Annotated in this window: 10 protein-coding genes and 3 tRNA genes; 5 read left to right on the plus strand and 8 right to left on the minus strand. The window is 57.2% G+C overall.

What is annotated here, in order from left to right:
* Positions 1-9: 9 nt before the first annotated feature.
* Positions 10-1,659, plus strand: coding sequence for an OFA family MFS transporter (locus tag NWP14_RS03085; RefSeq protein WP_375214755.1), 1,650 nt, complete (start codon positions 10-12; stop codon positions 1,657-1,659).
* Between the two features lie 151 nt (positions 1,660-1,810).
* Positions 1,811-2,446, plus strand: coding sequence for a carbonic anhydrase (locus NWP14_RS03090; RefSeq protein ID WP_095103016.1), 636 nt, complete (start codon positions 1,811-1,813; stop codon positions 2,444-2,446).
* Between the two features lie 4 nt (positions 2,447-2,450).
* Here NWP14_RS03090 and NWP14_RS03095 read toward each other — a convergent pair whose 3' ends face one another.
* Positions 2,451-3,569, minus strand: coding sequence for a hypothetical protein (locus NWP14_RS03095; RefSeq protein WP_375214756.1), 1,119 nt, complete (start codon positions 3,567-3,569; stop codon positions 2,451-2,453).
* 221 nt (positions 3,570-3,790) lie between these two features.
* A complete protein-coding gene (locus NWP14_RS03100; RefSeq protein ID WP_095103020.1) occupies positions 3,791-4,675 on the minus strand; it encodes an SDR family oxidoreductase in 885 nt (294 codons plus the stop codon).
* Between the two features lie 558 nt (positions 4,676-5,233).
* Here NWP14_RS03100 and NWP14_RS03105 point away from each other — a divergent pair.
* Positions 5,234-5,383, plus strand: coding sequence for a hypothetical protein (locus tag NWP14_RS03105; RefSeq protein WP_331850402.1), 150 nt, complete (start codon positions 5,234-5,236; stop codon positions 5,381-5,383).
* A gap of 43 nt (positions 5,384-5,426) precedes the next feature.
* Here the strand turns inward: NWP14_RS03105 and NWP14_RS03110 are convergent, their stop codons facing one another.
* A complete protein-coding gene (locus NWP14_RS03110) occupies positions 5,427-7,037 on the minus strand; it encodes an FAD-NAD(P)-binding protein (RefSeq protein ID WP_375214757.1) in 1,611 nt (536 codons plus the stop codon).
* Between the two features lie 730 nt (positions 7,038-7,767).
* Here NWP14_RS03110 and NWP14_RS03115 point away from each other — a divergent pair.
* Complete coding sequence (locus tag NWP14_RS03115) at positions 7,768-10,035, plus strand: TonB-dependent siderophore receptor (protein ID WP_375214758.1); 2,268 nt, start codon at positions 7,768-7,770, stop codon at positions 10,033-10,035.
* A gap of 307 nt (positions 10,036-10,342) precedes the next feature.
* Here NWP14_RS03115 and NWP14_RS03120 read toward each other — a convergent pair.
* The 5 genes from NWP14_RS03120 to NWP14_RS03140 form a co-directional block, all read right to left on the minus strand.
* Positions 10,343-10,419 (minus strand) — tRNA-Val (locus NWP14_RS03120).
* A gap of 3 nt (positions 10,420-10,422) precedes the next feature.
* A tRNA-Val gene (locus NWP14_RS03125) sits at positions 10,423-10,499 on the minus strand.
* A gap of 4 nt (positions 10,500-10,503) precedes the next feature.
* A tRNA-Val gene (locus tag NWP14_RS03130) sits at positions 10,504-10,580 on the minus strand.
* Positions 10,581-11,150: 570 nt separating this feature from the next.
* Positions 11,151-11,576, minus strand: a complete 426-nt coding sequence (gene asr / locus NWP14_RS03135; RefSeq protein WP_375214759.1) for an acid resistance repetitive basic protein Asr — start codon at positions 11,574-11,576, stop codon at positions 11,151-11,153.
* A 188-nt stretch (positions 11,577-11,764) separates the two neighbouring features.
* Positions 11,765-12,394, minus strand: coding sequence for an NADPH-dependent F420 reductase (locus tag NWP14_RS03140; RefSeq protein ID WP_095103029.1), 630 nt, complete (start codon positions 12,392-12,394; stop codon positions 11,765-11,767).
* A 107-nt stretch (positions 12,395-12,501) separates the two neighbouring features.
* Here NWP14_RS03140 and NWP14_RS03145 point away from each other — a divergent pair, with 107 nt between their 5' ends.
* The gene (locus NWP14_RS03145) at positions 12,502-13,410 is read left to right on the plus strand and encodes a LysR family transcriptional regulator (protein ID WP_331850370.1); all 909 of its coding nucleotides are present in this window, start codon (positions 12,502-12,504) and stop codon (positions 13,408-13,410) included.
* The last annotated feature ends 5 nt before the right edge of the window (positions 13,411-13,415 follow it).

Below are 13,415 nucleotides of genomic sequence, written 5' to 3' on the forward strand. Positions count from 1 at the left end.
GACAGGAACATGGCGCAAACCAATGACAATATCGCTCCCTCATCCGTACCCTCGCGACACGCTTTTTTTTCAAAACCGCGCATTATCGCCCGACCGGGATTTAACCGCTGGCTGGTGCCGCCGGCCGCGCTGGCGGTGCATCTCTGTATTGGGATGGCCTACGGTTTTTCCGTTTTCTGGCTGCCGATGTCGCAGCTGGTGGGCGGCAGCGGATCGCTGCCGTGCCCGGTCACGATGTCCTTCTGGCAGCAGCTTTTTACCCGCGAATGCGACTGGAAAATCTCGCTGCTAGGCTGGACCTATACGCTGTTTTTTGTCTTTCTCGGCTGCTCCGCGGCGCTGTGGGGAAGCTGGTTGGAAAAGGTCGGGCCGCGGCTGGTGAGCTTCATCGCAACGCTATGCTGGTGCGGCGGGCTGCTGCTCTCAAGCGTCGCCATCTATTTTCATCAGCTCTGGCTATTGTGGCTGGGGGCAGGGGTTATTGGCGGAATCGGCCTTGGGCTGGGCTATATTTCACCGGTCTCGACCCTGCTGCGCTGGTTCCCCGATAAGCGCGGAATGGCCGCCGGCATGGCGATAATGGGCTTTGGCGGCGGCGCGCTGGTGGGGGCACCTCTGGCAAACGCGTTGATGAATTTTTTCGCCGACGCGGCGGGTAACGGCGTCTGGCAGAGCATTCTGGCGCTGTCAGCCATCTATGCCCTGTTTATGCTCTGCGGTACCTTCGGCTATCGTCTGCCGCCGATGGGCTGGCATCCTGCCGGGGAGAAGGCGCTAAAAGTGATGAGCGGGCATTCCACCATTCAGGTACACGTCAGCGTAGCCTGGCGCACGCCGCAGTTCTGGCTGCTGTGGCTGGTGCTGTGGCTGAACGTGACGGCGGGGATCGGTATTTTAGGGATGGCCTCACCCATGCTGCAGGAGATTTTTGCCGGCAAGCTGCTGGCGACGAGTCTGCAATGGCACGAGCTTAACGCCGACCAGCTGCGGCGCATCGCGACTATGGCGGCAGGCTTTACCGGGCTGCTGAGCCTGTTTAATATCATCGGCCGCTTCTTCTGGGCTTCGGTTTCGGATCTTTGCGGCCGGAAAATGACCTTTGCCATGATTTTTCTTCTCGGCGCCGTGCTGTACGGCTCCCTGCCGCTGATCAACCACGGCGGCTACGTCGCCATTTTCGTCTGCGCCCTGTGCGTTATCATTTCGATGTACGGCGGCGGCTTTGCCACTATCCCCGCCTATCTGGCCGATATCTTCGGCGCGCAGATGGTGGGGGCGATTCACGGGCGTCTGCTGACGGCATGGTCCGCCGCCGGTATTAGCGGCCCGGTTTTAGTGAATTATTTACGCGAATATCAGCTGGCCCAAGGGCTTGCTCCACAGCGGGTGTACGATATTACGCTGATGGTCCTCACCGGGCTGCTGGTTATCGGCCTGATCTGCAATCAGCTGATCCGCCCGATACCGCAAAAATATGCCATGTCCGCCCAGGAACAGCAGCAGGCGAAGGGGCTGTATACGGTGAATGAAAACGCGCAGCTCAGCTGGGAGCCGCGGCCGTCGCGGGCGCTGATGGCCTTGAGCTGGTTTGCGGTAGGGGTGCCGCTGCTGTGGGGAATAGGGAGCACCTTCCAACAGGCGGTGAAGTTCTTTATGTAGCTATCCGTCAGGCAAGCGCCCGCCGGGGCATTGGCCGGGTGCTCGCTAAATCGCCGTTTATCAAAATAATTCCCATTCGACCCGTCGGTGATACACTACATACTGTGATCTTTGTCATACCGTAATTAAAACAGAGAAAAGAGACACTGCTATGCAACATATCATTGAGGGTTTCCTCAACTTCCAAAAAGAGATCTTTCCCCAGCGTAAAGAGCTTTTCCGCAGCCTGGCTTCCAGCCAGAATCCCAAAGCGCTTTTCATCTCCTGCTCCGACAGCCGTCTGGTACCAGAACTGGTGACCCAGCAGGAACCTGGACAGCTCTTTGTTATTCGTAATGCGGGTAATATCGTTCCTTCCTTCGGGCCGGAGCCGGGTGGGGTCTCAGCTACCATTGAGTATGCGGTTGTTGCCCTCGGGGTGACCGATATCGTGATTTGCGGCCATTCGAACTGCGGCGCGATGACGGCGGTTGCAACCTGTCAGTGTCTGGACTCCATGCCGGCGGTTTCCCACTGGCTGCACTACGCCGATGCGGCCAGAGCGGTGGTTGACAGCAAAACCTGGAATAGCGAAATCGATAAAGTGAATGCGATGGTGCGCGAGAACGTTATCGCCCAGCTTAACAATATCAAAACGCACCCGTCGGTAGCCGTCGGCCTGCGCGACGGCGCGCTGCGCCTGCACGGCTGGGTATATGATATCGAAAGCGGCGCGATTGGCGCCCTGGATAAAAACACCAAATCCTTCGTCTCGCTCTCTGAAAACCCTGAAGTTTTCTTCGAGTAATTCTTCAACAGGGCATGGAAGCCCTGCATCCCGCGCCGATCGACACCAAAGCCGAGATCGCCATCTGCAATCGGTAGCTTCTGGCGATCGCGGTCGGAACCTGCTGTTGATCGAAGCTTCTGAGCAGCGTATAGACGGCGAGAGAAAACACGACATTGGAGAAAACGTGCGCCACAAAGACCAGCGCCAGCGCCAGGTAGGGCGACGGTGAGAAGGGGAGCAGCCCGTAGCACAGCAGAAAAATCGCCAGGCAGCCGATCGACAGCCCGTTGCTGCTGCTGTTTTTTTCAAAACGCGCGGGATTGAGCAGCAATGGCCCAATCAGCTGGCCGAGACTGCGGGTAAAAAGCAGCGCCAGGGCGATCGTTTGTTCCGGCGATCCTGAAAGCCCCCTGGGAGCGAGCCCCGGGAGCAGCGCCATTGCCGGCGCGCCCGCAGCGGCCAGCAGAGGCAGCAGCAGCATCGCGCGGCGCTGGGAATGGGTCAGGGTCTGCCAGCGCAGCGGGGATACGCTGCGGATGTGATTGACAAAATGCGCGCTGAAGTGCGTTTTCGCCCGTCCGAGTATGAGGACGGCGGCGGCGAAGCTCAGCAGATCGATAACCAGCAGATAAGCCGCGCTCATATATCCGAGCAGGGCTAACCCCAGGCCAATGCCGCAGAGCACGTTACCGGCAAAAATAATGCTTTCGAGGGTAGTGGCGACCGGGAGTTCATCTTCGGCAAGGCCGGTTTTGAATATTTTACTCAGCGCCGGGAAGGTCATGCCGGTGGTGAACGCCCCGATTGCCTGAGCGATGAGAAGCAGCGGGATGGAATCCATCGCCACGGCGTAAAACGGTGCCGCCAGGCCGATAAGTCCGAGCCCCTCGCCGAGTATCAGGATCGTAAAGGGGCTCAGGTGCTGGCAAAAGCGTTCCCCCGCGATGCTGCCGAGGAGTCCGGGGACGGTGGAAAGAACGTAGGCGAGAGCCAGCGACGCGACGGGGGCCGACAGGCGGATCAGTTCACTAAAAACGACGATCCAGGTGATGCCGTTGCCTATCGAGGAGATAAGAAACGCGAGAGCGAGCAGACGCAGCCACGGCTTGTCCGCCACGGTCCGGAGAAGGATTCGAATCATTGTCATGTCCGTAATAAGCGAAAAATTACCCTTCCAGCCACGGGCTAGCTGCCGTTAGCTGAAAAATTAATACGATTGTCATCGGGCTTATTTCAGGACATTACATAACCAAGGGTCCGGCGGGGATGAGTGAATGTGTTAATTTAATATTGCATATTTGTAGCGTTGTCAACGCCGGGCGCTGACAACGCTATCGGAAGCCAGGCTATGCGCCGGGCGCCTTACAGCACGCCGTCGCCGCCGTCCGAGCACCAGACCTGGCCGGAGGTGAACGAGCAGGCGTCAGAGGCCAGCGTCACGTACAGCGGGGCGATTTCGACCGGCTGTCCCGGGCGACCGAGCGGAGTATCCGCGCCAAACTGGCGGACCTTCTCCTCAGGCTGGCCGCCGCTGGATTGCAGAACCGTCCAGTAAGGACCGGGCGCAACGGCGTTGACGCGGATCCCTTTTGGACCCAGCTGCCTGGCTAATGATTTGGTGAAGGCCACGAGGCTGGCTTTGGTCTGGGCGTAATCAAACAGTATCGGGCTGGGCTTAAAGGCCTGAACCGAGGAGGTGTTGATGATAGCGCTATGCTCTTTGAGATGGCGCAGCGCGGCTTTGGTTATCCAGAACGGCGCGTAGACGTTGGTTTTGAAGGTGGCGTCAAAATCCGCCGTCGTGAGTTCCGCCAGCGACTCGCAGTACTGCTGACGTCCGGCATTATTGACCACAATATCCAGACCGCCCAGCTCTCTGGCGGCCTTTTCAACCAGCGCTTCGCAAAAGGATTCGCTGCGAATATCGCCGGGAATAGCCGCCGCCTTGCGCCCGGCGGCCTCAATCAGAGCGATGACCTCTTCGGCGTCGGCTTCTTCCTCCGGCAGATAGTTTATCGCCACGTCCGCTCCTTCACGAGCAAACGCAATGGCCACCGCGCGGCCGATACCCGAGTCGCCGCCGGTAATCAGCGCCCTCTTGCCGGCAAGCCTGGCTGAACCGACGTAGCTTTCCTCGCCATGATCCGCAACGGGCAGCATTTCTGATGCCAGGCCGGGGGGCGTTTGCGGCTGGTCAGCAAAGGGGGGACGGGGATAGTTTGCGCTGTGTCTGGCGTTGTCGCTCATATGAAGTTCCTCCAGCTAAATATTAAGCATAGGCTCTGTGACGGCCAGCTAAAGATATTTAACGAGTCAATTAACCCGGGTTGCAAAAATTATTATGCTATCCTCTGGAGGATGTTTTACGTAATTATCTGATAATCCACCAGGTTTTATATATGTGGTCGGAGCGGACTGCGGTTATTTTTAGGATTGTTCCGGCGGCAGGGGCGGAAATTTATTGCTGGGCGCGATGGGGGTAATTTCCCTGCGCGCAGCGCGCGCCCGAGAAATTAACCGAAAAACCCGCATGGTATTAATTTTATGTTCTTTACAAACTCCCGTATTTTACCGCTGAAAATAGAGTTCAGCCCTGCTCTGTTTGTTATCCGGCAGCGGGTTACGCAGGATGGAGTGAGATGTTTAAATTTATTTCTCGCGGTATCTTTTCGTCCTGAACCGCCGAGAATACGGCGCGACGGTTTGACACCGGCCTTATATCACTTACTGTTAACGCTCGACGGCGATGATTTGCCATTGCGGATCATTTTATATTACCGCCGCCCGCAACGGAGGATAAATAATATGTCCCTGTCTACCATGAATGACCCTGATAAAGCCGGCCAGCATCCGGCAAAAGACGATCCCCGTGAGCGGGGGGAAATACCGCGTAAAAGGGATGATAGCGAGGATCGGAAAAGAGATCCCTGGCATCCGGCCCCCGAGCGGCGCTAAGGGCAGGCGCCGCCTGCCCGCTGGTGAAACGCGTCAATGTCGGCTAGCGCTCGATAAACGGCAGCCACCGCCGCGGACGCGCTGCCGGCTGCGACGCGGCTTTGGCCATCGCCGCACCGATCTCCGCGCACACCGTAAGCCCCTGAACGAACGGGCGGTCGTGCATCAGATAGGGCAGTGCGCCAAACGCAATACGCCCGCGAACGATGTCCGGCTGCAGCAGAGTGTAGTCTTCACCGACTTCGGGGATAGCGTCTCCGGCGGCGAGGATCTGCCCGCGCAGCGTCGGGAAAGGCAGGTCTTTAGTCTTAAGCGGCTTTTGCCCGCGGGCATCGATAAATGCATCGAAGGCGTACGTGGATTGTCCAACGGTAATTTCCGTCAGGTTATCCTCAATGGCGATGGCGTAATCGGGGCCAAGGGGGAGAATGTCGATCGCGCCTGCCTCGCGCAGCGCCAGCAGCCGGCGAATGGATTGTGAAGGGATCGCCGCGTAATTATCGATAAATACCCGGGCCAGGCCGGCGCTAAACCGCTTGCTGTCCCGGGAGTCGAGGTGGGGAACGATGGCCTGGACCGCTTCGTGCAGTCTGAGGATCGCGTAGCGCCAGGCTACGGTGCGCCTGTCACGCTTGTTGCGTTCCACCTCAATGAGATTCTCCTCAGCCCAGCGGAAAGGGTCACATTTCCTGCGCGCGGCGAACCAGGCATCGTGGAAGCTGTCGGCGTTGAGCGCGTGAAGGGCTATCTCCCGGCTCCACCGCGGGTCGGCGGCGTCAATTTCCTGCGCCATCAGCGCAAAGACCCGGTCGAGCAGCCCCTCGGGTCCGGCGGCGATTTGCTGTTGAATAGCTTCGTCGCTGGCGATGGCTAAAGGCTCATAGGGGATGGGGCAGTAGAAATCTGCTTCAGGTAGGATCCCGGAGCGGGACATCATCACCATCTTCAGCTCCTCGCTGCCGCGATCCAGTCTGAAGCTAAGCGACTGGTTCTCGGCCTCCACAAACTCCCCGTGCTGCGCGGCCACCGCCATGACGGCATCGATACCGCTGAGCGACGTTCCCATGACTCCGACCCGACAGGGCGCGATACGCGCGCTCATTAGTCCTGACCACGGGCTCGGGAAGTGGGCGCGCGGCGTGGTATCGTCATCAGGCCAGACGTGGCCGGTGGCGATGACCGCAAGGTCAAAACGCGCGGGTTCTGCCACACCCTGGGCGGAAAGCATCACGCCTGCGGGGGTGACCTGCAGATCCTCTACCTGGCAGGATTCGTGGATCGCGACCGCAAACCCGCGCTGGCGGGCTGCGGCAACCAGCTGCTGAAACTGGTCATGGAAATATTCGCCCAGCAGCAGGCGCGGCAGGAACTGGCGGACATGCAGGGATTCTTTACGCACCCCGTAGCGCGCCAGATGCTCAGCGCTCAGCCCCTGCAGCCACTCGATATAGGTCGAGAAAATGGGGGGGATTTCGATGCTGGCAATGTTCGCCAGCATCATCCGCGCGGTGTCTTCCTTGCTATAGGGCATCCCGACGCCGGCCCGATCGGCCTGTTCATAGATGGAGACGGCAAGCGGTACCGCGCTCTGTAAAAGCGCGTGAAAAGTATAAATCCCCGTCGGTCCGGCGCCGATAATCGCAATTTTCTTCATTGATATGGGCTCGTTGTTTTAGGCGCAGCCATCCATTAGCGGGCTGCCGCTGAAGGTGTCCCTAAGGGCACTACCCGAAGTATAAACGAGGGATGGCGGGGCAGCGGTAAAGTGCCTGTTGCTGATGGCGAATGGTTGGCTGAAGCTGCGGGGAGCGCCATGTCATTAAAGAGGGCTTAAAATCATCTTGCCCGGTAAGCCGGTACCAGGCACTGCATATCATCGAGTGAACGGGCGTGAATAATAACCGGCGCGGCATTTTTCTGGCAATAATAAAGGCGTGTCGATTTTAACAATTGTGGGGATATTATGATTAAATTGTGCTTATTTGATGTAGATGTAATTCATTTATTTTAATACGTTTAAAATTTAAATATTAATCATGTATCTAATTGATTTTGTTGTGATATTTAAATATAGCATTCTGCCGCTTAATTATCGGCTTGATAATAAATCTCATTTCTAATAACGTAGAACGGCACAATAATCCGATTGGCTGCCGATCGGAATACGCTATCAAAGAATAGCGTGGCGCGTTTATTTCTTCATTTTTCCAGGGCGGAATTTTTTCGGTGCAAATGGTTAATTAATATCCCGATATGACCTCGGGGGGCTTTGCTTACGCCCAAACCAGAGAAGATGTTCTGTGCCTGGAAGTCGCTGCCGGTGTTTATCTGACGAATGAAGAAGGCGTGCCCCGACGGCAATAAAAGAAAACAGGGCATATTCCATGAAACATTATTCACACTACTCGCTGGCCGTGCTGATTCATATGGCTATCTGGGGAGTGGGGTTGCCGGCGCAGGCCGCTGACGACAGCACTCCAGACGAAACGAAGAGATCCGCTGCGGTAACCGCATCGGAGAATCACGACGAAACGATGGTCGTTACCGCCGCCGCGCAGACTCTCCAGGCCCCCGGCGTTTCCACCATCACTGCCGATGAAATCCGCAAACATCCACCCGCACGCGACGTCTCCGAACTGATTCGCACCCAGCCCGGCGTCAACCTGACGGGCAACTCCACCAGCGGTCAGCGCGGCAATAACCGCCAGGTCGATATTCGCGGGATGGGGCCTGAGAACACGCTGATTCTGGTGGACGGTAAACCGGTGACCAGCCGTAACTCCGTGCGCTACGGCTGGCGCGGTGACCGCGACACGCGCGGTGACACCAGCTGGGTACCGGCGGAAATGATCGATCATATCGACGTTATTCGCGGCCCGGCGGCGGCCCGCTACGGCAATGGCGCAATGGGGGGCGTGGTGAACATCGTCACTAAACCGACCAGCAGCGAGTGGCATGGTTCCTGGAATACCTATATGAACGCCCCTCAGCACCGTAAAGAGGGTTCGACGAAGCGCACGAACTTCAGCCTGAACGGTCCGCTGTCGGATGAGGTCAGCTTTAATCTATGGGGCAATCTGAGCAAGACGCAGGCCGATGCCCAGGATATTAACTCCGGCCATGAAGCGGCACGAACCGGTACCTATGCGGGATCCTATCCTGCAGGGCGCGAAGGCGTTGTGAATAAAGATATCCACGGCAAGCTGCGCTGGGAGTTTGCGCCGATGCAGGCGCTGGAGTTCGAAACCGGCTACAGCCGTCAGGGCAACCTGTACGCCGGCGACACCCAGAACACCAACACCAGCACGCTGGTAAAAAGTATGTACGGCAAGGAGACCAACCGCCTCTATCGCCAGACTTATGGCGTGACCTGGACCGGCGGCTGGGATAACGGGGTGACCAGCAACAGCTACGCCCAGTATGAACATACCCGCAACTCCCGGATGAACGAAGGGCTGGCGGGCGGAACGGAGGGCATCTTCTCCAGCAGCGAATTCTCGGATATCGACCTGTCGGACGTGCTGTTGCACAGTGAAGTGAATATTCCGTTTACCCTCGGGGTTGAGCAGAATCTGACGCTGGGCACCGAGTGGAACCAACAGCGGATGAAGGATGGCGTGTCGACCACCCAGTCTCTCTCCTATGGCTCCATCGACGGCATCTCGGCTACCGGGCGCAGTCCGTACTCCAGCGCCGAAATTTTCTCGCTGTTTACCGAAGACAATATCGCGCTGACGGATAGCACCATGCTGACGCCAGCCCTGCGCTTTGACCACCATAGTATTGTCGGCAATAACTGGAGCCCATCGCTGAACCTCTCCCAGGGGCTCTCCGATGACTGGACGCTGAAGCTGGGGATTGCCCGCGCCTATAAAGCGCCGAATCTCTACCAGCTCAACCCGAACTATATTCTGTACAGTAACGGCCAGGGCTGCTACGCCAGCAGTTCCGCCTGTTACCTGATGGGTAATAGCGATCTGAAGGCAGAAACCAGCGTCAACAAAGAGATCGGCCTTGAGTATAAGCACGAGGGTTATCAGGCGGGGCTGACCTGGTTCCGCAACGACTACCGCAATAAGATTGAATCCGGCTACTCGGCGGTAGGCACGGCCAGCAACGGCACGACCAATATTTATCAATGGGAAAACGTGCCGAAGGCGCTGGTAGAAGGGCTGGAAGGCTCGCTAAGTCTGCCGGTGAGCGAAACGGTCAGCTGGAGCAATAACCTGACGTGGATGCTGCAGAGCAAGAACAAGACCACCGGCGATCGCCTGTCGGTGATCCCGCAGTTCACGCTGAACTCGACCGTGAGCTGGCAGGTGCGTGACGATCTCTCTTTACAGAGCACCTTCACCTGGTATGGCCGCCAGAAGCCGAAGCGCTTTAACTATAAAGGTGAGGCGGTGTCCGCAAGCGAGCTAAACGAAGTCAGTCCATACAGCATCGTTGGGCTGAGCGCGACCTGGGACGTGAATAAAAACCTCAGCCTGACCAGCGGCGTGGATAACCTTTTTGATATTCGCCACTATCGCGCCGGTAATGCGCAGACGACGGGGAACTCGACAACCGGGGCTTATCTGTATGGTGCCGGCGCGGAAACCTACAACGAGTCGGGGCGGACGTTCTATGTGAGCGTGAATACGCATTTCTAAGGCGTCATCCATCGCGGGCCGGAATATTTTGCTATTCCGGCTTTTTTTTGCCGCCAGCTAAAACGGCAGAGGGAAGCTTCACGACTTGTCCGTAGCGTTTGCCGGGCGGATTGCTGGCGCTGAAAGCGCTTGCGGTCCGTGCTGCCGACAGGTCCGATCAAGAATCCGGGGCTCTGGGATATCAGGTTGGCAGCAGGCGTAGGGGATTAAATGAGTTTAAATGCCGTGGAATAAGGGGGCGTTGCGTAAGGCTGAACGGCTGCAGGAAGCGCTTCTTTCGAGGAAAATGCACCAGATTAAGAAAATCTGGTGCGTCCGAGTGGACTCGAACCACCGACCCCCACCATGTCAAGGTGGTGCTCTAACCAACTGAGCTACGGACGCATTTGGTGCGTTTAATTGGACTCGAACCAACGACCCCCACCATGTCAAGGTGGTGCTCTAACCAACTGAGCTATAAACGCTTTATGGTGCGTTCAATTGGACTCGAACCAACGACCCCCACCATGTCAAGGTGGTGCTCTAACCAACTGAGCTATGAACGCAATGTTGTGGTGACAACGGGGACGCATATTAGCGATCGGGAGAGGTTGTGGCAAGAGGCAAACGTCACTTTTCTTGCAGATCGCACGCGATTGCGGAAGTTTTACTCATATTGCCTATATTTTACTGATGATAAAGGATATTTGTTGTCCCGTTCCGCCCGGCAGGCTTTATCGACCGGTCGTCAGGGGGGCTTTACCTTGCCCGGAGGGGAGTCCATTGAATAGCGGGGCGTTCAGGCGAAGCCGGATACCTCTACCGGTACTTCATACGGCCAGTTCGTAGTCATTGAAGTTGCGCCTGGGGTATTAGACGTGACGCGTCGCACTTAATTAAAAGCATCTGCGCGGGCCGTTTATAGTATTGATGTTCCCAAGATCGCCGCTGCGGCCTTTTTATGGTTTTAGCAGGCGTGAATGTTATTTAAATATAAGGCGAAGGGTGAAGAGTGCGCAGATTATCAACAGGATCAGAATGAGCTCAAAACGATAGCGTTGCAGCATAGTGCTCTCCTAAAAAAATCGGCGCTGAAGCAGCGCCGATTTACTACGAAACCAGACTAACCGGATTAATTATGCAGCCGGCTGTGCAGCAGGTTTAGCCGCAGCATGGTGTTTGGTGGTTTTGTGATGTTTTTTAGCAGCCTGAGCTTTCTGCGCTACCGGTTTAGCGGCTGCTTTGTGGTGTTTTTTAGCGGCCTGAGCTTTCTGGGCAGCGGCTGGTTTAGCTGCAGCTTTGTGGTGTTTCTTAGCGGCCTGGGCTTTCTGAGCGGCAGCCGGTTTAGCTTCAGCTTTTTTGTGTTTTTTCACAGCCTGAGCTTTCTGCTCTGCGGCCGGTTTAGCGGCGGCTTTGTGATGTTTTTTGTGATGAGTGGTCCTGGCAGTGGTGCTGTGAGTTGCAGCAGCCGGAGCCTGAGTGGTGCTTACCGCGTCAGCGGCGAAAGCAGCAGAAGACAGACCCATAGCAGCGGCAACGACCAGAGCTAATACTTTTTTCATTCTGATATCCTCGAAAATGTTTCTTCAGTTAACCCCACTGCGGGGCTGTTGAAACAACTATATGCTGGTCGTTGCGGGAGTTCAGTGAGTGTTTGGTATCGGCAGGTAACCGAATGTACGATGAGGTTGCGGGAGAGCGTAAGAGGTTATCCGCTAACGAGAAAGCGTTAGCGGAGGTGGAGCATAGCTTAGCCGCGCGGCGTTCGGGCAAGCGTTGAGACAAGCTCCTGGCGGGTCATGCGTACGCAATAGGCGGGTGTGCCGCGTTCAAAGCGCCACCCCTCGGACAGCGGCCCGGCGTCAACGGCATCAAAACCAAAGGCTTCGTACAGCGCGGCGGCGATGGCTTTCCCCTCTGCGTCATCGCCCGCCAGCGGCAGCGCCCGGCGATTTTCCGCCCCTGCGGGTAAGCCATCGCTTTCCAGTTGCGTCATCGGAATGGCATTAAAAGCTTTGGTTATTCTGGCGGCGGGCAGGATACGCGCCAGTAATTCACTGGTGGTGGTTTGCCCGCTATCGAGCTCGGCGATTTCGCCGTCCCGGTCAGGGTAGTAATTGACCGCATCCACGACCTGTTTATTTTTAATACCGGCGACCGGCAGCGCGTTTACGGCGCTGAGAGGGACGGCAATCACCACCACCTCGCCAAATTCGGCGGCTTCGTCTGCGCTGCCAACCTGACAGCCGATCATCGGCCGCAGGCTGAACAGCGTCTGCGGCCCCCGCGAGTTGCTGAGCATGACTTCATGCCCGGCCTGCAGGGCAAGTTTCGCGATAGATCGCCCCACAAACCCGGCACCTATTATTCCGATCTTCATCTTTCACTCCTGACAAATTGCCTCGTTGAGTGAATAAATTTAATTCCCTCATCACAGAAGATAAATCGTAAGATGGTTGCATGATAAACAACTAAAATGAGTGAATCATGGACCAGCTCACCAGCATGAAGGTTTTCGTCAAGGCGGCGGAAACCGGCTCATTTGCCGCCGTCGCCGAGCAGCTGCAGCTTTCGCCGCAGATGGTTGCCCGCCACGTGGCCGCGCTGGAGGCGCATCTCGGCACCTCACTCATCGCGCGGACGACGCGACGGCAAACGCTTACCGATATCGGCCGCAGCTATTATGAACGCTGCCGCGTCGTGCTGGACGAAGTCGCCGAGGCGGACGCGCTGGCGCTGGAGATGAAAGCGACCCCCTCAGGCATCATCAGAGTCAATGCGCCGGTCACCTTCGGCTCGCATGCGCTATCGACGTTTATCACCGACTATCTCGCCCGCTACCCCGATGTTCAGGTTGAGCTGACGCTCAGCGATCGTATCGTCGACCCGATAGAAGAGGAGTTCGAGGTCATTATTCGCATCGGCGATCTGGCCGACAGCACGATGGTCGCCTGGCCGCTGCTCCCTTACCGGCTAATTGCCTGCGCCTCTCCTGACTATATTTTGCGCCACGGCGAGCCGCAGACGCCGGCCGATCTGCAGCAGCACTCCTGCCTGGTCTACGGCCACTGGTCGGCCATGAACGCCTGCCGCTGGCAGTTCACCAGGGAGGGAACCACGGTAGAAGTGAAACCCGCCGGGCGCTTCCGCTCGAACGACTGGAAAGCGCTGATGAACGCCGCTCTCGCCGGGCACGGCATCACCCTCGGGCCTGAAGAGGTGCTGAGAGTTGAAGTTGAGCAGGGGAGGCTGGTGCAGGTTTTATCGGGATTTTCCGGCCCTTCGCGGCCGATGCATGTGCTGGTGCCGGCCGGACGCCGACGAACGACCAAAATAAAATGCTTTGTGGAGGCGCTGAGAAAGGCGCTAGGTCCGCGCGGACCCGGCTATCGCTGAGAAAC

Source organism: Klebsiella sp. C349492 (assembly GCF_042055345.1).
Classification (GTDB): Bacteria; Pseudomonadota; Gammaproteobacteria; order Enterobacterales; family Enterobacteriaceae; genus Klebsiella; species Klebsiella scottii.

Bases quoted from the DNA above. Each gene is read 5' to 3' on its own strand.
- NWP14_RS03085 (WP_375214755.1), top strand. From the start codon at position 10: ATGGCGCAAACCAATGACAATATCGCTCCCTCATCCGTACCCTCGCGA.
- NWP14_RS03090 (WP_095103016.1), top strand. From the start codon at position 1,811: ATGCAACATATCATTGAGGGTTTCCTCAACTTCCAAAAAGAGATCTTT.
- NWP14_RS03095 (WP_375214756.1), bottom strand. From the start codon at position 3,569: ATGATTCGAATCCTTCTCCGGACCGTGGCGGACAAGCCGTGGCTGCGT.
- NWP14_RS03100 (WP_095103020.1), bottom strand. From the start codon at position 4,675: ATGAGCGACAACGCCAGACACAGCGCAAACTATCCCCGTCCCCCCTTT.
- NWP14_RS03105 (WP_331850402.1), top strand. From the start codon at position 5,234: ATGTCCCTGTCTACCATGAATGACCCTGATAAAGCCGGCCAGCATCCG.
- NWP14_RS03110 (WP_375214757.1), bottom strand. From the start codon at position 7,037: ATGAAGAAAATTGCGATTATCGGCGCCGGACCGACGGGGATTTATACT.
- NWP14_RS03115 (WP_375214758.1), top strand. From the start codon at position 7,768: ATGAAACATTATTCACACTACTCGCTGGCCGTGCTGATTCATATGGCT.
- asr (WP_375214759.1), bottom strand. From the start codon at position 11,576: ATGAAAAAAGTATTAGCTCTGGTCGTTGCCGCTGCTATGGGTCTGTCT.
- NWP14_RS03140 (WP_095103029.1), bottom strand. From the start codon at position 12,394: ATGAAGATCGGAATAATAGGTGCCGGGTTTGTGGGGCGATCTATCGCG.
- NWP14_RS03145 (WP_331850370.1), top strand. From the start codon at position 12,502: ATGGACCAGCTCACCAGCATGAAGGTTTTCGTCAAGGCGGCGGAAACC.